Source organism: Micromonospora sp. CNZ285 (genome assembly GCF_004637285.1).
This window is the reverse complement of record NZ_SPQD01000001.1, coordinates 3601270-3619805: the sequence shown is the minus strand read 5'-3', so window position 1 is coordinate 3619805 and position 18536 is coordinate 3601270. Positions and strand designations below refer to the sequence as shown.

The following is an 18536-nucleotide window of genomic DNA, read 5'->3' as shown; positions in this document are numbered from 1 at the left end:
CCGACAGTGGTCGCCGGAACTGAGGACCACCCGTGGCGAACCTGTCAGCGAGCTGGCAATCCCGTCCGAAAGGCCCGAATTATTCGTGTTGCCGGGGCGCCGGAGCGCCCGCGAGGCTGGGCGAAACCCGACGAAAGGCCACTCCATGACACAGCCCGCCATCCGCGAGATCCCGCTCACCGGGCCGGGCTCCGGGCCGTACTCGATCACGGTCGGGCCCGACGTGGCGCTCTGGCTGGCGCTGGCCGGCTCCGGCGGCGTCGCCCGGCTCGGCCTCGACGGTGAGGTACGGACCTACCGCGACGACCCGCCCGGCAGCCGCCCGCTGATCATCGTCGGCGGCCCCGACGGCGCGCTCTGGTACACCCGCTCGGGCGACGACCGGCTCGGCCGGATCACCGTCGGCGGCGAGACCGGCTCGGTGGCGCTGCCCCCCGGCTGCGGCCCCTGCGGGCTGGCGGTGGGTGCGGACGGCGCGCTCTGGTACGCCGGCATGAGCGACGACACGGTCGGCCGGGTGAGCGTCGACGGGGAGGTGGCCTCCTTCCCGCTGCCGGTGGACAAGGGCTTCCCGTCGATGCTGGCGGCCGGGCCGGACGACGCGCTCTGGCTCACGCTCAACCAGGCGAACGCGATCGCCCGGGTCGGCCTGGACGGGACGGTGGCAGTGCATCCGCTGCCCACCGAGGCGGCGGGGCCGGTCGGCATCACCCGCGGCGGTGACGGCGCGCTCTGGTTCGTGGAGATCGTCGCCGGGCAACTCGGCCGGATCACGCCGGAGGGACGGATCGACGAGTTCCCGCTGCCGGACCGGGAGGCGCGCCCGCACGCGATCGTCGCCGACCCGGCCGGTGGCTGCTGGTTCACCGAGTGGGGCGCCAACCGCATCGGCCACATCGACCCCGACGGCCACATCACCGGCCACGCCCTGCCCACGCCGGCGTCGGAACCCCACGGCCTGACGGTCACCCCCGACGGCGCGGTCTGGGCGGCCTTGGAGATTGGCGCTGTGGCCCACCTCACGCCCTCGACGCGTTGATCATGAGGTTGGCGGCAGTTGTGGATCTCTGAACTGCCGCCAACCTCATGATCGCCGGGGTGGGCCTCAGCCTTGGCGGACGGCGGCGGTCACCGTCAGGGTGCCTGTGGTGGCGTCCAGGGTGGCGGGGGTACCCACCGGGACGGTGAGCTGGCCGGGGCCGTGGCCGATCGGCAGGCCGCCGAGGACCGGCACGCCGAGGTCGCTGAGGCGGTCGGTGAGCACGTCCACGACCGTGGTGTCCCAGCCGTCCGCGCACTCGGTGAACTGGCCGACAGCCACCCCGGCGATCCCGTCCAGCGCGCCGCAGCGGCGCAGGTGGGTGAGCATCCGGTCGATCTTGTACGGCGGCTCCTGCACCTCCTCGACCAGCAGGATCGCCCCGGTCAGGTCGGGCATGTCCGGCGTGCCGATGGACGCGGTGATCAGGCACAGGTTGCCGCCGATCAGCCGGCCCTCGGCCCGCCCGGGCACCCGCACCGGGAACGTCTCCTCCGCCTCGGCCGCCGCCACCGTCACCGGCTCGGCGCTGGTCAGAGCGGCGTGCAGCGACTCCGCCGAGCGGAGCGGCGTGCGCTCGTCCCGCCACGCGGCGCCCGGCCCGTGCACCCCGGCCAGCCGGGCGCCCCGCCAGAGCGCGAAATGCAACGCGGTGATGTCGGAGAACCCGGCCACCACCTTCGGATCCCGGCGTACCGCCGCCATGTCGATCAGGTCGACCACCCGCTGCGCGCCGTAACCGCCCCGGGTACAGATCACCCCGCGGATCTCCGGGTCGGCGAACGCCGCGTTCAGGTCCGCGGCCCGCAGCGCGTCGTCGCCGGCCAGGTAACCCCGCCTGGCGTACGCGTTCGGCGCGGGCACCGGCCGCAGCCCCCAGCCGGTGAGCAGCTCGATGCCGCGGGCCACCCGTTCGGGACGGGTCGGCCCGGACGGGGACACCAGCATCACCGCGTCGCCGGGACGCAGGGCCGGTGGGCGCAGGCAGTCGTCAGGCACGATCGGAGCCTAGGGCCTGCCGGACCGTGCCCTGTCGGGCGCACCGGTTAGCCTCGACGTCGTGGCGACCGCGCTGGTGATCGAGAACGACCCGACCGACGACCTCCGCCGCCTGGGGGAGTGGCTCACCGAAGGGGGCCTTGAGCTGCGCGTGCTGCGTCCGCACGCCGGTGACCCGCTCCCCGACGACCTGGAGGGGTACGCCGCGCTCGTGGTGCTCGGCGGCGACCAGCAGGCATACCCGGGGTCCGACGGGGCTCCCGGCGCGCCCTGGTTCCCGGCGCTGGAAGGGCTGCTGCGCAAGGCGGTCCGCCGGCGCGTGCCCACGCTCGCGGTCTGCCTCGGCGCGCAACTGCTCGCCACCGCGCACGCCGGCCGGGTCGAACGCAGCCCGTCCGGTCCGGAGGTCGGGCCGGCGCTCGTCGGGCGGCGCGACGCCGCCGAGAACGACCCGCTGTTCCGGTACGTGCCGCTGATGCCCGACGTCCTCCAGTGGCACGCCGACGAGATCACCGAGCTGCCGCACGGCGCGACGCTGCTCGCCGCGTCCACCCGCTACCCGCACCAGGCGTTCCGCCTCGGCGACCGGGCCTGGGGCCTGCAGTTCCACATCGAGTGCGACACCGCGATGATCGCCGAGTGGTCCCGCGACTCCGCGGTGCTGGCCGAGCTGGGCTACGACCCGGAGCTGGTGGTGGCCGCCTGCGACCGGGTGATGGCCGACGTCGAGGAGGCGTGGCAGCCGTTCGCGATCCGGTTCGCCGCGCTCGCGCTCGGCGAACTCGGCGACGACAACCCGCGCCGCAGCCTGCCGCTGCTCGGGGCCTGACGGTGACCCGGCCGGCCCGTGGGCGCCTGGCCCGCTACGGATTCGCCGAGGGTGACGGCGCCACCCGCGCCGCGGACCTGCTCGGCCCGGACGGGCTCGCCCTGTGGCGGCCCGACACCCAGGAACCCGCCGACGAAGGCGCTGCCGAACTGCTCGCCGCGCTGTCCCGTGCCGCCGACCCGGACCTGGCCCTGCGTCAGCTGCACCGGCTGGTCGAGTCCGAGCGGCGCTCCGGCGACGAGGTGGCCGTACGCGACGCCCTGGCCGCCGACCCCGGGCTGCGCCGCCGGCTGATCGCGGTGCTCGGCGCCTCGTCCGCGCTCGGCGACCACCTGGTCGCCAACCCCGGGCAGTGGGCGGTGCTGGCGACCGAGCCGGACGGGCTCGCCCCCACCGCGGACGGGCGGCTCGACCTGGGCGTCGCCGCCCGGCTCACCACCATGACCGGCGCGGTCCCGCTGCTGCGGCAGGCGTACCGGCTCGCGCTGCTGCGGATCGCGGCGGCCGACCTGACCGGCGGGCGCGGCCTGGAGCAGACCATGGCGGCGCTGTCCGGGCTGGCCGACGCCACGCTGGCCGCCGCCTACGACATCGCCGCCGACGAGCTGCCCGAGGGCACGCCGCGCCCCCGCCTCGCAGTGGTGGCGATGGGCAAGTGCGGTGGCGACGAGCTGAACTACGTCTCCGACGTCGATGTCATCTTCGTCTCCGCCACCGACGACGACCTGCCCGCCGCGACCCAGATCGCCACCCGGCTGATCCAGATCTGCGGGCTGGTGGCCTGGCCGGTCGACGCGGCGCTGCGACCCGAGGGCAACCGGGGGCCGCTGGTCCGCACGCTCGCCAGTCACCTCGCCTACTACAAGCGCTGGGCCCGCACCTGGGAGTTCCAGGCGCTGCTCAAGGCCCGCCCGGCCGCCGGCGACCTGGAGCTCGCAAAGGAGTGGATCGACGCGCTGGCCCCGCTCGTGTGGACCGCCGCCGAACGCCCCGAGGCGGTCGAGGACGTCCGGTCCATGCGCCGCAGGATCCTCGACAACGTGCCGCCGAAGGAGCTGGAACGCGAGATCAAGCGCGGTCCGGGCGGGCTGCGCGACATCGAGTTCGCCGTCCAGTTGCTCCAGCTCGTGCACGGCCGGGGCGACGAGTCGCTGCGGGTGCCCGGCACCGTGCCGGCGCTGCGCGCGCTCGTCGCCGGCGGCTACGTGGGCCGCGCCGACGGGGAGGCGCTCCTGCGCGGCTACCGCTTCCTGCGCGCCGTCGAACACCGGCTCCAGCTCCAGGCCCTGCGCCGTACCCACACCGTGCCGACCGAACCGGCCGCGCTGCGCTGGCTCGCCGCCGCGCTCGGCTACGTGGCCACGCCGGGCCGCAGCGCCGTCGAGGAGTTCCGCGCCGAGTGGGTCACCCACGCCACCGAGGTACGCCGGCTGCACGCCAAACTGCTCTACCGGCCGCTGCTCGAATCCGTGGCCCGCGTACCGGCCGAAGGGCTGCGCCTCACGCCCGAGGCGGCCCGGCACCGGCTGGAGGTGCTCGGCTTCGCTGATCCGGCCGGCGCGCTGCGGCACCTCCAGGCGCTCACCGGCGGCGTCAGCCGGACCGCCGCCATCCAGCGCACGCTGCTGCCGGTGCTGCTCGACGAGTTCGCCGACGCCCCCGAACCGGACCGCGGCCTGCTCAACTACCGGCAGGTCTCCGACAAGCTCGGCAGCACCCCCTGGTACCTGCGCCTGCTGCGCGACTCCGGCCCGGTCGCGCGCCGGCTGGCCCGGGTGCTGTCCTCGTCCCGGTACGCGGCCGACATGCTGGCCCGCGAACCGGAGGCGCTGCGGCTGCTCGCCGAGGACAGCGAACTGACCCCGCGTCCGCGCGAGACGCTGGTCGAGGGGTTCGCCGCCGCCGTCGCCCGGCACGACGACCCGGTCGAGGCGATCCGGGCGGTCCGCGCGCTGCGCCGCCGGGAACTGGTCCGGATCGCCGCCGCCGACGTGCTCAGCCACGCCGGCTCGCTCGCCCCGCTCACCCCGCGCCCGGTCGGCGGCGGGGAACGACGGCCCACAGTGGTGGACGTGACGGCTGTCGGCACCGCGTTGTCCCACGTCGCCGACGCCACGCTGGCCGCCGCGCTGCGCGCCGCCCGTACCGTCCACCCCGGACCGCCCGGTCTGCGCTTCGCGGTGATCGGCATGGGCCGGCTCGGCGGGTACGAGTCGAACTACCTCTCCGACGCCGACGTGCTGTTCGTCTACGACCCGCCGCCCGGGGGCGAGGAGAGCGCGGCGAGCGCCGCCGCGCACGCGATCGCCGAGGAGCTGCGCCGGCTGCTGTCCGCGCCCGCCCCCGACCCGCCGCTGGGCGTCGACGCCGACCTGCGTCCGGAGGGCCGGCAGGGCCCGCTGGTGCGCAGCCTGGCCGCGTACGCGCAGTACTACGCGCGCTGGTCCCGGGTGTGGGAGGCGCAGGCGCTGCTGCGGGCCCGGTTCGTCTGCGGCGACGCCGACCTGGGCGCCGAGTTCGAGGCCATGATCGAGCCGGTGCGCTACCCGGCCGAAGGGCTGAGCCGCGAGCAGGTGGTCGAGATCCGCCGGATCAAGGCGCGGGTGGAGACCGAGCGGCTGCCCCGCGGCGCCGACCCGGCCACCCACACCAAGCTGGGCCGGGGCGGGCTGGCCGACGTCGAGTGGGCGGTGCAGTTGCTCCAGCTCCGGTACGCCGGTCAGGTGCCCGCCCTGCGCGGCACCCGTACGCTCGATGCCCTCGCCGCCGCCCGCGACGCCGGGCTGCTCGATCCGTCCGACGCCGCCGAGCTGGCGGCCGGCTGGACGCTCGCAGCCGAGGTGCGCGACGCGCTGATGCTGGTACGCGGCCGGGCCGGGGACCAGTTGCCCCGGCACGGGGTGGAGCTGGCCGGGGTGGTGCGGCTGCTGGGGCGCGAGGACCAGGGCGAGTTCCTCGACGAGTACCTGCGCACCGGCCGCCACTCCCGCACAGTCGTCCAGCGAATCCTGGAGTCCCCCCTCTAACCCCACCCCCTCCCACCCCGCCCTCCCTCGGCGTTGATCTTGCACTTGCCGCCCCGACGAAAGGGGCATTTCCGGCTCTCAAGGGGCCGAAACCGCAAGATCGACGGGGACAGGAGGGCGGGGGCGGGGCAGGGCGGGGCGGGTGGGTCAGCTTGTGAGGGTGTAGGTGCCGGCTCGGGGGACCGTCACGGTGGTCCACTTGCCGTCTCGGGTGACCTCGGCGCCGCCGTCGACGGTGAGCCAGCGGTCGTGGCGTACCTGGATCGGGATCGGGCCGGGGGCGGGGGCGCGGAACGTGATCGAGGCGCCGTCCTGGCGGACCAGCTCACCAGGCGCGCCGACCAGCGGCGTGGGCTCGGCTACCGCGTACAGCTTCCAGTGCCGGTCCGACCAGACCTCGGTCAGGTACGGCTGGCCCGCCTCCACCAGCTTCGCCTCCGACGACCCCACCCAGGAGAACTCGGCGTCGGGCACCGCCACGTACTGCACCGCGTTGTCGGCCAGCCAGTCCCGGTAGGTGATCGAGGTCAGCGGGATGCCGGTGCCGTCCGCGCCGGGCACCGTGGTGAAGAACAGCGCGTTGCGGTCAATGTCGGCCTGCCGCAGCCAGCCCCGGGCCAGCGGTACGTCCCCCATGTGGGCCGCCTCCCAGTAGTTGCGGGTCGGCGGCACCTCCACCCGCCCGGTGAGCCCGCGCCGGGCCAGCTCCGCGCGCAGTGGAGTGAAGTACGCCGGGTCGGCCGTCGGGTCGTCGGCGCTGCGCAGGTCGGCGGTGACCACCGGCGGCTGCCACCAGCAGACCACCGCCAGCAGCGCGGCCAGCCCGGCCGCGCCGGCGACCCGGGAGCGCCGACCGGCGGCGCGGAGCCGATCGGACACCGGGGCGGGGAGTGTCGCGGTGGCGGCCAGCACCGGCAGCGCGAACATCACCACCAGGCGGGTGGCGTTCAGCCCGACCGGGGTGTGCAGCAGCGCCGACGCCAGCACCCCGGCCGCGGACAGCAGCGCGCCCACCCGCACCGGCCGGTACGCCACGAGAGCCGCCACCACCAGGCTCGTCACCACGGCGTGCACGGTGTCGGCCGTGCTGATGTTCATCCAGCCGCCCTCGCCGAACAGCAGCCCGGTCACGGCGAGCGGCGCGGCGGCCGGTACGGCGAGCAGCAGGCCGTCGGCGTACCGGCGGGTCAGCAGCAGCGCGACGCCGGCGAGCCCGACGAACAGCCCGGCCACCGGGCTGGCCGCCGAGGCCAGCAGCGCGGCGGCGCCGGCGGCGACGAGCCGGGTGCGGCGGGCGGGGACGGTGAGCGCGAGCAGCGCGGCCAGGCCGAACGCGACGCCGAGGGCGTACGTGACCCGGCCGGACACCAGGTTGCCGGCGATCGTGACCACGCCGACCAGGCTGCCGAGCAGCGGGCGGGGCACCCGGGTGCGCGCCAGCAGGGCGGCGAACGCGGTGGCGGAGGCGAGCAGGGCGAGCGCGCCGGTGACGCGTACCCCGAGCAGTGCCATCAGCGGCGGCGAGACGAGGCTGTAGCCCCACGGGTGCACGCCGCCGTACCAGCGCAGGTCGACCAGGGCGGCCCCGTGCTCGGCGAAGAACCCGGCGCGGGCGACCTGCGCGGACAGGTCCGAGCCGGTGGCCGGCAGGGCGAGGTAGAGCACGGCGAGGACGAGCGCCGACACGGCGGAGACCGCCACCACCCGACCGCCCCGCATGCCCACCTCCTGATCGCGAACCACCGTACTGGCAGCATGTCGGACGTGCCTCACCACCTCTCGCGCTGGATCGGCCTGGCGGGTTCGGTGCTGCTCGCCGTGGCCGCGTTCCTCGGCGGCGCCCTGCCCGACGGCGAGTTGCGTCCCACCCCGGTCAGCATCTGGCAGGGCCCGAACGGGCCGCTGATCATCGGGTTGTGGCTGGTCGGCACCGCGCTGCTGGCGTGGGCCTGGTGGTCGCTGCGGGATCGGGTGCCGTCGTCCCGGTGGGTGCTGGTCACCGTCGCGCTGTGGCTGCTGCCGATGCTGGTCGCGCCGCCGCTGGGCAGCCGCGACGTGTACGCGTACGCCTGCCAGGGCGCCAGCTTCTCGGCCGGGATCAACCCCTACGAGCAGGGCGTGTCCGCGCTGCCCTGTCCCTGGCTGGACACCATCTCCTACATCTGGCGGGACACCCCGGCGCCGTACGGGCCGCTGTTCGTGCTGCTCGCCGGCGCGGTGGTGGAGGCCACCGGCTCGCTGCTCGCCGCCGTCGCGCTGTTCCGGGTGCTCGCCGTGGCCGGGGTGGCGCTCACCGCGTGGGCGCTGCCGGTGCTGGCCCGCCGCTGCGGGGTGCCGCCACGGCGGGCGCTCTGGCTGGCACTGGCGAGCCCGCTGGTGCCCGTGCACCTGGTGTCCGGCGCGCACAACGACGCGCTGATGATCGGCCTGCTCGTGGCCGGGCTGGCCGTGGTGGCCGCCCGGCCGGGCCGGCCCGGACCGCTGCTCGCCGGTGGGGCGCTGCTCGGACTGGCCGCCGCCGTCAAGATCACTGCGCTGGTCGTGATGCCGTTCGCCGCGCTGGCCGCGATCGTCGGGGCGTACCGGATCAGGACGCTGGTGCGGGACGGCGGGTGGGTGGTCGGCGGCGCGCTCGCCGCGCTCGCCGCCGTGACCCTCGCCTCCGGGCTGGGGCTGGGGTTCGTCGGCGGGCTGGAACAGGGCGGGCTGGTGGTGGCCTGGACCTCGCCGCCGACGGCGGTGGGGCAGACCGTCGGTTACCTGCTGGCGCCGTTCGGCGTGCACGTCGACGCGCTGCCGGTGACCCGGGCGATCGGCATGGTCGTGCTGGTCGCCGTGCTGATCTGGCTCTGGCTCCGGTCGTTCCGTCGCGGTGAGCCGTTCTGGCACGCCGGACTGGCGCTCACCGCCACCGTCGCACTCTCCCCGCTGTTCCACCCCTGGTACTGGCTGTGGCCGCTGGCCGTGCTCGCCGCCACCGCGCACCGCACGCTCTGGTTCTCGATCGTCACCGTGGTGTCGTCGTTCCTGGTGCTGGCCGACGGCACCGGTTTACCCCGGTACACCAAGATGCCCGGTGCGCCCTTGATGACCCTGTTCGTGATCGGGGTGGTCGTGTGGTTGGTACGGTCGGCTCGCAAGGGCCGGCAGCCGGTTCCCGTGGACTGAGGAGTGTGCCGGTGAGCGAGCCCGACGGACCCGTCCGGCCGATCGCCGCCGGTCTCGCCCGCTACGCCGGCCTCGCCGGTGCCGTGCTGCTCACCGTCGCCGGATGGCTCGGCGGCGCGCTACCCCGCACGCCACCGCGCGGCACGCTCGCCGCGATCTGGGCCGCACCGCACGGGCCGGTGACGCTCGGCTGCTGGCTGGCCGGGACGCTGCTGCTGGTAGGCGCCTGGTGGTCGCTGCGGTGGGGCGCACCGTCCGGCCGGTGGGCGTACGTGACCGCCGGGCTCTGGTCGCTGCCACTGCTCGCCGCGCCGCCGATCGGCAGCCGCGACGTCTACTCGTACGCCTGCCAGGGCTGGACGTGGACGCAGGGGCTCAGCCCGTACCGGGTGGGGGTCGCCGCGGCCGGCTGCCCGTGGACCGACTCGGTGTCGCCGATCTGGCGGGACACCCCGGCGCCGTACGGGCCGTTCTTCGTGCTGCTGGCCGGGCTCGCCGTCCTCGCCGGTGGCGGCCTGATCGGGACGATCGTGGCGCTGCGCCTGGTCGCGGTGGCCGGGGTGCTGCTGGCCGCGCTCTGCCTGCCCGGCCTGGCCCGCGCCGCCGGGGTGCCCACCCGCCGCGCCGCCTGGCTGGTGCTCGCGTGCCCGCTGGTCGGGATCCACCTGGTGGCCGGCGCGCACAACGACGCGCTCGCGCTCGGACTGCTCCTGCTCGGCCTGCTGGTGCTGGTCCGCCTGCCGGGCAAGCCGCGCGCGCTGCTGGTGGCCGGGGTGCTGCTCGGCCTGGCCGTGGCGGTGAAGGCGGTCGCCGTCGTGGCGCTGCCGTTCGCGGCGCTCGCCGCCGTGCTCGGCCGCTACACCTGGCGGGCGCTGCTGCGCGACGGCGGGCAGCTGGCCGCGTCGGTGCTCGGCACGCTGCTGGTCGTCTCGCTCGCCACCGGGCTCGGGCTGGGCTGGGTGGAGGGGCTCGGCCACAGCGGCGACTCGCAGCAGTGGACGTCCCCGCCCACAGCCGTCGGGTTCGTGATCGACTACGCCGGTGAGCTGGCCGGGCGGCGGCCGGCGGCGGTGCCGGTGGCCCGGACGGTCGCGCTGGTGCTGCTGGCCGGGACGCTCGTCGCGCTCTGGTGGCGGGCGTGGACGGCGCTGCGGCGGCTCAACGACGCCCGGCAGCGGGTGGCCCGGCTGACGCTGGCCCGCCCCCGGGTGGCGCTGCTCGGCGCGGGGCTGGCGTTCGCCGCCACGGTGCTGCTCGCCCCGGTCTTCCACCCCTGGTACGCGATCTGGCCGCTGACAGTGCTCGCGGTCGCGGCGGTGCCGCTGGCCCGGCAGGTCTGGTTCGTGGCGCCCTGCGCGGTCGCCTCGGCGCTCACCCTGCCGGACGGATCCAACCTGGCCCGGTTCAGCAAGGCTCCGGGCGCGGTGCTGATGACGGTGCTGGTGGTGGTCGTCGCAGTCGTCGGTATCCGGTCCGCGCTGCGCCGACGGGCCGCGTGAAACGGCCGGGCCGGCTCCGCGATGGCGGAGCCGGCCCGGCCGGTGCTGACGAGCGTGCTCAGCAGTCGAAGTACATCGCGAACTCGTGCGGGGTCGGGCGCAGACGCACCGGGTCGACCTCGTTGGCCCGCTTCCAGTCGACCCAGGTGGAGATCAGGTCCGGCGTGAACACGCCGCCGTCGAGCAGGTAGTCGTGGTCGGCCTCGAGCGCGTTGAGCACCTCCGGCAGCGAACCCGGCACCTGCTTCACGTCGCCCCACTCCTCCGGCGGGAGGTCGTAGAGGTCCTTGTCGATCGGCGCCGGCGGCTCGATCTTGTTCTTGATGCCGTCCAGGCCGGCCATCATCATGGCCGAGAACGCCAGGTACGGGTTGCTCGACGGGTCCGGCACCCGGAACTCGACGCGCTTGGCCTTCGGGTTGCTGCCGGTCACCGGGATGCGGGTGCAGGCGGAGCGGTTGCGCTGGGAGTAGACCAGGTTGACCGGCGCCTCGAAGCCCGGCACCAGACGACGGTAGGAGTTCACCGTCGGGTTGGTGAAGGCCAGCAGCGAGGGAGCGTGGTGGAGCAGGCCGCCGATGTACCAGCGGGCGGTGTCGGACAGGCCGGCGTAGCCGGTCTCGTCGTAGAACAGCGGCTCGCCGCCGCGCCAGAGGCTCTGGTGGGTGTGCATGCCGGAGCCGTTGTCACCGAACAGCGGCTTGGGCATGAACGTGGCGGTCTTGCCGGCGGCCCAGGTCTCGTTCTTGACGATGTACTTGAACAGCTGGAGCTGGTCGGCGGCGTGCAGCAGGGTGGAGAACTTGTAGTTGATCTCCGACTGGCCCGCGGTGCCGACCTCGTGGTGCGACCGCTCGACGGTGAAGCCGCCGTCGACGAGGCGCCGCACGATCCGGTCGCGCAGGTCGGCGTAGTGGTCCACCGGCGGCACCGGGAAGTAGCCGCCCTTGTAGGCGGTCTTGTAGCCGCGGTTGCCGCCCTCCTCGATCCGGCCGCTGTTCCAGGCGCCCTCGATCGAGTCGATGTAGTAGAACGACTGGTGCGCCGAGGTCTCGTGGCGGATGGAGTCGAAGATGTAGAACTCCGCCTCGGCGCCGAAGTAGGCGGTGTCGGCGATGCCGCTGGCGGCGAGGTACGCCTCGGCCTTCTTCGCGACGTTGCGGGGGTCGCGGGAGTACGCCTCGCGGGTGAACGGGTCGTGGATGAAGAAGTTCAGCGCGAGCGTCTTCTGGGCCCGGAACGGGTCGATGAAGGCGGTGGCGACGTCCGGCAGCAGGAGCATGTCGGACTCGTGGATGGCCTGGAAGCCGCGGATCGAGGATCCGTCGAAGGCGAGGCCGTCGGTGAAGACGCTGTCGTCGAACGACTCGACCGGCAGGTTGAAGTGCTGCATCACGCCGGGCAGGTCACAGAAACGTACGTCGACGAACTTCACGTCCTCGTTGGCGAGGTATCGCAGGAGTTCCTCGGAATTGGCGAACACACGTCCTCCTGGCAGGTCCACTCCGGTAGCTGGCTACTGGCGACGCTATGGCCGGGGGGTTGCCCGGCCGTGTCTCGTCTGTTTCCGCCGTGTTACGTCGCTTGCGGAGCGTCATCCCGGCACACTCTGATGCCGAATGTCGTATTTTTCGTCAGGGGTCGCGGCGGCGCTACCCTGGCCGCTGTGACCGATACCGCCGCCACACCGGTGCCGCCCGCCACCGACCCCGCGTTCACCCCGCCCAGTCTCGGCCGCCGCTTCGGCGCCCTGATCATCGACTGGGTGCTGTGCCTGATGGTCGCCCGGGCCTTCTCCGATCCGGTCCGCGACGGCTGGCCGCCGGTCCTGGTGCTGATCCTGGAGTACGGCTTCTTCATCGGCCTGTTCGCCCAGACCCCCGGCATGTACCTGACCCGGCTGCGCTGCGTGTCCTGGGCCGACGGCGGCCGGATCGGGCTGCTTCGCGGACTGCTGCGCGGATTCCTGCTGGCCCTCGTGGTGCCGGCCCTGCTGATGGACGAGCACCGGCGCGGCCTGCACGACCGGCTCGCCGGGTCGGTCGTCACCGACGCCCCGCGCCGCTGACCCGCACGAGAAAGGAGCCGGCCCCGCACGGGACCGGCTCCTTTCCGCGTACGCCGGACGTCAGCGACCCCGGGTCTGCCGGAACGCGCCACGCGCCGGCCGCATGTTCTTCGGGATCGCGCCCTTGGGCATCTGCGGCCGCGCGGTGAGCGCCTTGAGCCGCTTGTCGAGCGCGTTGACGTCCTTCGGAGACAGGGCACGCGGCAGCCGCATCAGCGTCATCCGCAGCTTGCGGACCGGCAGCTCACCCTCGCCCTGCCCGATCACGTAGTCGTGCAGCGGGGCGGTGCCGATCACCTTCGCCAGGCGGCGCTTCTCCTGGCCGAGCAGGCCGCGGACGCGCTGCGGGTTGCCCTCGGCCAGCAGGATCACGCCCTGCCGGCCCACCACCAGGTGCACCATGTCCATCTGGGTGGTGGAGCTGACCGCCGGGGTGACCCGCCAGTCGCCGCGCATGCTCTCCATGATCTGCGCCGCCGCGCCCGGCTGCCCCTCGGCGGCGTTCATCATCGCCTTGTTCGAGCGCAGGTTGAGCACGATCAGCACGGCCAGCAGGGCGAGCAGGATGCCGATCGGCAACCAGATCCAGCCCCAGGCGATCACCGCGACCACGGTGAGCGCGAGCGGGATCAGCACCGCCGCCGCGGTCAGCGGCGCGAACCACTTGTCCTGCTTGGCGGTGAACCGGAACACCATCCCGATCTGCTTCAGCCGCTGGCCGAACGAGACCTTCTCCTGGGGCTTTGCCATACCGCAGAGTCTAGTGGTCGGCGCGCACCCCGTTGATCCGTGGCCGCCCCCTGCGCCAGGGCTGAGTACCTTACCGCCGCGCCGTCCCGAATCGGCCCGCCGGTAAGGAGGCCGGACGGGGAGAAGATCAGGCGGCGTACCCATGCCCCGGGGGCACCTTCGCGCGGAGAGTCGATCTCGACAGGGACACACCGCACGACAGGGAGATCCGAGATGTTCGGCAACGACGCAGACCTCATCCTCAGCATCCACCGCAGCCACGCCGCCGAGCTGCAGGCCGACGCGGCCCAGGACCGGCTCGCCCGGTCGCTGCCACGGCGGCACCCGCGCGGCTGGCTCAGCCGCCGGCAGCACAGCGCCCGCACCACCGACGCCCGCCGGTGACCGCACCGGCGGCCGTCGCCGGGCTCGCCGGCGCGGCCGGTGCCGTGGGGAAGTACGCCGGTCCGGCCGTCACGGGGGCGGCCGGACCGGGGGCCATTCGCGGTCCGATCGGCCCGGTCGGGGCGTCGGAGGGCCGTGGCATGCTCGACGGCGTGACCGTACGCGCCGCCAGCACCGTCCTCGTCGGCCGCCGGCCCGAGCTGGCCGCGCTCGGCGACGCGCTGGCCCGGTCCCGGACCGGCGAGCCCGCGACGGTGCTCGTCGGCGGCGAGGCGGGCGTCGGAAAGACCCGGCTGCTGGAGGAGTTCGGCACACAGGTGGACGCCGCCGGCGCGCGCCTGCTCGTCGGCCAGTGCCTGGAGCTGGGCGAGGCCGGCCTGCCGTTCGCCCCGTTCGCCGCCGCGCTGCGCGACGTGCTGCGCCACGACGGGCCGGCCGCCTTCGCCGGCTACGAGGCGGAGTTCGCCCGGCTGCTGCCGGAACTCGCCCGGATGCCCGCAGGCGTCGCCGCGCCCGCCGGACCGGCCCTCGCCGACACCCCGCGCGGCTACCTGTTCGACCTGGTCGCCGACCTGTTCCGGCGGATCGCCGAGGAACGCCCGCTGGTGCTGGTGATCGAGGACCTGCACTGGGCCGACCGGTCCACCCGGGATCTGATCGGCTTCCTGGTGCGGGCCGCCCGCGCCACCCGCCTGCTGGTGGTCTGCACGTACCGCACCGACGAGCTGCACCGCGGGCACCCGCTGCGGCCGTTCCTCGCCGAGCTGGACCGGGTCCGCGGCGTGGACCGGATCGAGCTGGGCCGCCTCGACCGTGACGGCACCGCCGCCGTACTGGCCGACCTGCTCGGCATCGAACAGATCGCCCGGACCGTCGACGAGGTGCACGAACGCACCCAGGGCAACCCGTTCTTCATCGAGGAACTGGCCGCCGCCGGTGGCCCGGTCGGCTGCGCGGCCATCCCGGAGACGCTGCGCGACCTGCTGCTGGCCCGCGTCGACCGGCTGCCCGAGCCGGCCCAGCGGGTGCTGCGGATCGCCGCCGCCGGCGGCACCCGCTTCGCCCACCAGCTCCTCGCCGAGGTGGCCGGCCTGCCCGAGGCCGAACTGGAGGACGCGCTACGCGCCGCCGTCGCCGGGCAGCTCGTGGTGGCCGACCCGGACGGCGACTACGAGTTCCGGCACGCGCTGGTCCGCGAGGCCGTGCACGACGACCTGCTGCCCGGCGAGCACGCGCGGCTGCACGCCCGGTACGCCGCCGCGATCGAGGCCCAGCCGCACCTCGTCGCCGCCGGTCGCGCGCCGGCCGAGATCGCCCACCACTGGTACGCGGCACACGACCACCCGCGCGCGCTCACCACGGCCCGGGTCGCCGCCGAGGCGGCGGCCGAACGGTACGCGTACGCCGAGCAGAGCCGGCTGCTGGAGCGCGTCCTCGAACTGTGGGAGCAGGTGCCCGACGCCGGCGACCGGCTCGGCATGGACCACCTGCGGGTGCTGGAGGACACGCTCACCGCGGCGGTGACCGCCGGTGACCTCAGCCGGGCGCTCACGCTCACCCGGGCGGCGCTGGCCGAGGTCGACTCCGACGCCGAACCGCTGCGCGCCGCGCGCCTGCTCGACCACCGGGGCCGGCTGTTCGCGCTGCTCGGCAAGAGCGACGGCGCGACCGAGCTGCGCGAGGCGTACCGGCTGGCGGCGGGCGCGCCGCACGGCCCGGAACGGCTCGGCGTGCTCGCCGACATCGCGTCGCACCTGATGAAGGTCGACCCTCGGGAGGCCGCCTCGGTCGCCACCGAGGCCGCGGCCGGCGCGTCCGAGGTCGGCACCGACCTGGTGCTGCTGCCCACCCGGATCGCCCTGCTGCACCGCATCGACGGCACGCCGGAGCTGGGGCTGGCCGAGCTGCGCCGGGTGGAGGCGCGGGCCCGGACGGCCGACGACTCGTGGGCCCTGGTCAGCGCACTGGTCTTCCTCTCCGACGTGCTCTACGAGCTGGGCCGCTACGACGAGTCGGAACAGGCGGCCGCGGCCGGGGTGAGCGAGGCGCGCCGGGTCGGCATCAGCCGCTCGATCGGGGCGTACCTGCTGTCGAACCGGGCCGAGGCGCTGATCGCGCTGGGCCGCTGGGACGAGGCGGACGCGACCTGCGCCGAGGCGGCCCGGATCGACCCGCCCGGCGTGTCCGGGCTGCACTGGCTGCAACTGCGCGCCGGGCTCCACCTGGCCCGCGCCCATCCGGGCGCGGACGAGGTGGTCGGGCGGGCGCTGGCGTTCCTCGGCCGGCCGTACCTCTGGCCGAACCACCGGCTGCCGCTGCACGAGCTGCGCGTGGAGGCCGCGCTCGCCGCCGACGACAAGCTGGAGGCGGTACGCGCGGCGCGCGCCGCCCTGGCCGACGCGCACCTGGCCGACCTGCCGCGTGAGGGCTGGCCGCTGCTGAACGCGCTGGCGCGTACCGCCGCCGTCAGCGGGGACGCGACGCTCGCCGCCGAGGTGTCGGCGGTGGCCGCCGCGCTGCCCGCCCGGCACCCGGCCGAGCACGCCCACGCGGCCCACGTCACCGCCGTCCTGACCGGGCTCGGCCCCGCCGCTCCCGCCGAGGCGCTCGCCGCGTGGCGGGAGGCCGTGGCGGCGTGGCGGGCGGCCGGGCAGCCGTACCCGCTGGGCCGGGCGCTGCTCGGGCTGGCCGAAGCGGCCGCAGCGGCGGGCGAGCGGGACGAGGTCGCCGCCGCGGTACGGGAGACGGCCGAGCTGGCCGCCCGGCTGGGTGCCACCCCGCTGGGCGAGCAGGCGGCGACGCTTGCCCGCCGGGTGGGGCTGCGGGGCACCGGGCGACCCGGGCCGGACCTGCTGACCAGCCGGGAGCAGGAGGTGCTGCGGCTGGTCGCCGAGGGGCACAGCAACAGCCGGATCGCCGAGCGCCTGTTCATCTCGCCGAAGACGGCGAGCGTGCACGTGTCCCGGATCATCGCCAAGCTCGACGTGACCAACCGGGTGGAGGCCGCCGCGCTGGCGCACCGTCTGGGCCTGCTCGACCGGCCGTCAGCCGCTCCGGCCCAGCGCCGCGCCAGGTAGCGCGCCGGACCGGGCCGGGCCCGGGTCAGCGGCGCGGCAGGTAGATCCGCCAGCCGGCCACGGTGACGACATCGAGCGCCCCCGATTCGGCGCCGACGCGCTCGTCCAGCCGCGCGGCCAGCGGCGAGCCGGCCTGCGCCACCCACGCCGCGTCCGGGTCGGCGGCCACCTCCCGCCGGTACGCGGGCAGCCTGTCGAAACCGGGGGTCAGGTCGTCGTCGACCACGGCGCAGACCACGTTCTCGCCGGTCGCGTAGGTGAGCCGGTTGCACGTCCAGTAGCCGCCGCGGACGTTCCGCACGTCGAGCGCGCCGAGCGTGTCCACGAGCGACCGGTGCCGGTCGGCCTCGGCGTGCACGTCGGGCGCGGTCCGCACCACGTCCACAGTGGCCGCCATGCCGGTACCGAGCACTCCCGCGAGCACCGCCAGTGCTCCGAATCCCGCCACCTCGGCGAGCTGGCGCCGCCCGGTGAGCCGGTGTGCGGCGAACGGGCGGGCGGCCTGCCACAGTGGCCAGAGCAGGGCCGGTACGGCGACCGCCAGGCACGACAGGTAGCGGCTGCTCTCGATCGGCGTCTGCCCGGCCGCGTTGCTCACCGCGTACGCGGCGAGCACACCCGCCGCGCCGCCGAGCAGCGCGAGCCGCACCCCGGCCGACGCCCGCTCCGGTGAGCCCGGCCCTCCGGAGGTACGGCGGAGGGTGCGCCACGCAGTGAGCGCGGCGAGCACCAGCAGCACCGGGAACGCGACGGCCCACCAGAGCTGCCAGGTGGCGCACCGGCCGGGGGAGCAGAAGCCCATCGCCAGCGGCGGCCCGAGGACCAGCGCGCCGTGCAGCCGGTCCGCCCAGTCCGCTGGTGTGCCCGTGCCACCGGCCGCCAGTACCGCGGCCACCGGGTTGCGGCCGTGCCGGATGCTGTCCGCGAGCATCGGCGCCGCGCCCAGCAGCAGCGCAGCGGCCAGCACCAGGCCGGCCCGGCCGCCCAGTTCCCGCCACCGGCGGGCCACGAGCAGCGCGCCGAGCGCCAGCACGTACGGCAGGATCAGCGGGTCCACCCAGAGCAGCACCCCGGAGATCAGCCCCCAGGCCGCCCAGCGGGGCAGCCGCGCGCCCGCCCCGGTCACGCACAGCCCGACCGTCAGCAGCGCCAGCGCGGCACCGGCCGAGTTCAGCTCCGGATAGCCGCCACCGGCGATGAGCTGGTTCTTCACCACCCGGTCCGCGCCGAGCGCCAGCACGGCGACGACGAGCAGGGCGTACCAGCGGTCACCGCCGAGCCGCCGGGTCAGCCGCCAGGACAGCAGCAGGAACAACGCGTACAACGCGAGCGTGGGCAGCCGCAGCACGAGCACCGACGGTCCGGCCAGCGCGACCAGCGGCGCGGCCAGGTACGCCTCCAGCGTGCCCATGTACGCCTGGCCGTAGAACCACACCGGGAAGCCGTCACCGCGGGCGATGTGCAGGGCGGCCAGCCCCATCGTCGCCTCGTCGCTGTTGGTGGGCGGCACGTCGGCGAACAGCAGCGCCAGCCGGTAGCCCACACCGGCGAACCCGACGAGCAGGGCGAGCAGCGTCGGCAACGGCGGCCGCCGGGGCGTACGAGGGCGCACGGCTTCGCGTGGCTCCTCGCGTACCCCGGCGGTCATGCCTGTGATCATGGCATCCGGCGGGCGGCCGGCGGCGGGTGACGCGGTG

At 75.1% G+C, this 18536-nt stretch carries 13 protein-coding genes; 8 read left to right on the top strand and 5 right to left on the bottom strand.

What is annotated here, in order from left to right; all coding sequences use genetic code 11:
- Positions 1-145: 145 nt before the first annotated feature.
- Entirely contained in the window at positions 146-1039 is an 894-nt protein-coding gene (locus CLT75_RS16205) for a virginiamycin B lyase family protein (protein ID WP_135241393.1), read from the top strand.
- Between the two features lie 66 nt (positions 1040-1105).
- Here CLT75_RS16205 and CLT75_RS16200 read toward each other — a convergent pair whose 3' ends face one another.
- Positions 1106-1987 carry a S66 peptidase family protein gene (locus CLT75_RS16200; RefSeq protein ID WP_486485351.1) on the bottom strand — a complete coding sequence of 294 codons (882 nt, stop codon included), beginning with the start codon at positions 1985-1987 and terminating at the stop codon, positions 1106-1108.
- Positions 1988-2099: 112 nt separating this feature from the next.
- Here CLT75_RS16200 and CLT75_RS16195 point away from each other — a divergent pair, with 112 nt between their 5' ends.
- Together CLT75_RS16195 and CLT75_RS16190 are read left to right on the top strand one after the other, a co-directional pair.
- Entirely contained in the window at positions 2100-2867 is a 768-nt protein-coding gene (locus CLT75_RS16195; RefSeq protein WP_135241391.1) for a type 1 glutamine amidotransferase, read from the top strand.
- A gap of 2 nt (positions 2868-2869) precedes the next feature.
- Positions 2870-5893: a bifunctional [glutamine synthetase] adenylyltransferase/[glutamine synthetase]-adenylyl-L-tyrosine phosphorylase gene (locus CLT75_RS16190; RefSeq protein WP_135241390.1), complete on the top strand. Its 3024-nt coding sequence runs from the start codon at positions 2870-2872 to the stop codon at positions 5891-5893.
- A gap of 147 nt (positions 5894-6040) precedes the next feature.
- Here the strand turns inward: CLT75_RS16190 and CLT75_RS16185 are convergent, their stop codons facing one another.
- Entirely contained in the window at positions 6041-7612 is a 1572-nt protein-coding gene (locus CLT75_RS16185) for a hypothetical protein (protein WP_135241389.1), read from the bottom strand.
- Positions 7613-7648: 36 nt separating this feature from the next.
- On the opposite strand from CLT75_RS16185, the gene mptB (CLT75_RS16180) reads away from it, so the two are divergent.
- Positions 7649-9061 carry a polyprenol phosphomannose-dependent alpha 1,6 mannosyltransferase MptB gene (gene mptB, locus CLT75_RS16180; RefSeq protein ID WP_135241388.1) on the top strand — a complete coding sequence of 471 codons (1413 nt, stop codon included), beginning with the start codon at positions 7649-7651 and terminating at the stop codon, positions 9059-9061.
- Positions 9062-9072: 11 nt separating this feature from the next.
- Positions 9073-10560, top strand: coding sequence for a polyprenol phosphomannose-dependent alpha 1,6 mannosyltransferase MptB (mptB, locus tag CLT75_RS16175; protein ID WP_135241387.1), 1488 nt, complete (start codon positions 9073-9075; stop codon positions 10558-10560).
- 58 nt (positions 10561-10618) lie between these two features.
- On the opposite strand, the gene glnA is transcribed toward mptB (CLT75_RS16175), so the two are convergent.
- Entirely contained in the window at positions 10619-12043 is a 1425-nt protein-coding gene (gene glnA / locus CLT75_RS16170; protein WP_013287749.1) for a type I glutamate--ammonia ligase, read from the bottom strand.
- 129 nt (positions 12044-12172) lie between these two features.
- Between glnA and CLT75_RS16165 the strand changes: the two genes are divergently transcribed.
- Complete coding sequence (locus CLT75_RS16165) at positions 12173-12628, top strand: RDD family protein (protein WP_013287748.1); 456 nt, start codon at positions 12173-12175, stop codon at positions 12626-12628.
- Positions 12629-12688: 60 nt separating this feature from the next.
- Here CLT75_RS16165 and CLT75_RS16160 read toward each other — a convergent pair whose 3' ends face one another.
- Entirely contained in the window at positions 12689-13378 is a 690-nt protein-coding gene (locus CLT75_RS16160; RefSeq protein ID WP_013287747.1) for a DUF4191 domain-containing protein, read from the bottom strand.
- 213 nt (positions 13379-13591) lie between these two features.
- On the opposite strand from CLT75_RS16160, the gene CLT75_RS32675 reads away from it, so the two are divergent.
- On the top strand, positions 13592-13762 hold the full coding sequence (locus CLT75_RS32675) for a hypothetical protein (RefSeq protein ID WP_167796925.1): 171 nt from the start codon (positions 13592-13594) through the stop codon (positions 13760-13762).
- 152 nt (positions 13763-13914) lie between these two features.
- Positions 13915-16839: an ATP-binding protein gene (locus CLT75_RS16155; protein WP_486485189.1), complete on the top strand. Its 2925-nt coding sequence runs from the start codon at positions 13915-13917 to the stop codon at positions 16837-16839.
- Positions 16840-16864: 25 nt separating this feature from the next.
- On the opposite strand, the gene CLT75_RS16150 is transcribed toward CLT75_RS16155, so the two are convergent.
- On the bottom strand, positions 16865-18487 hold the full coding sequence (locus CLT75_RS16150) for a DUF423 domain-containing protein (RefSeq protein WP_135241385.1): 1623 nt from the start codon (positions 18485-18487) through the stop codon (positions 16865-16867).
- Positions 18488-18536 lie beyond the last annotated feature (49 nt).

Bases quoted from the DNA above. Each gene is read 5' to 3' on its own strand.
- CLT75_RS16165 (WP_013287748.1), top strand. From the start codon at position 12,173: ATGCCGAATGTCGTATTTTTCGTCAGGGGTCGCGGCGGCGCTACCCTG.
- CLT75_RS16185 (WP_135241389.1), bottom strand. From the start codon at position 7,612: ATGCGGGGCGGTCGGGTGGTGGCGGTCTCCGCCGTGTCGGCGCTCGTC.
- mptB (WP_135241388.1), top strand. From the start codon at position 7,649: ATGTCGGACGTGCCTCACCACCTCTCGCGCTGGATCGGCCTGGCGGGT.
- CLT75_RS16205 (WP_135241393.1), top strand. From the start codon at position 146: ATGACACAGCCCGCCATCCGCGAGATCCCGCTCACCGGGCCGGGCTCC.
- CLT75_RS32675 (WP_167796925.1), top strand. From the start codon at position 13,592: ATGTTCGGCAACGACGCAGACCTCATCCTCAGCATCCACCGCAGCCAC.
- CLT75_RS16160 (WP_013287747.1), bottom strand. From the start codon at position 13,378: ATGGCAAAGCCCCAGGAGAAGGTCTCGTTCGGCCAGCGGCTGAAGCAG.
- CLT75_RS16150 (WP_135241385.1), bottom strand. From the start codon at position 18,487: ATGACCGCCGGGGTACGCGAGGAGCCACGCGAAGCCGTGCGCCCTCGT.
- CLT75_RS16200 (WP_486485351.1), bottom strand. From the start codon at position 1,987: ATGCTGGTGTCCCCGTCCGGGCCGACCCGTCCCGAACGGGTGGCCCGC.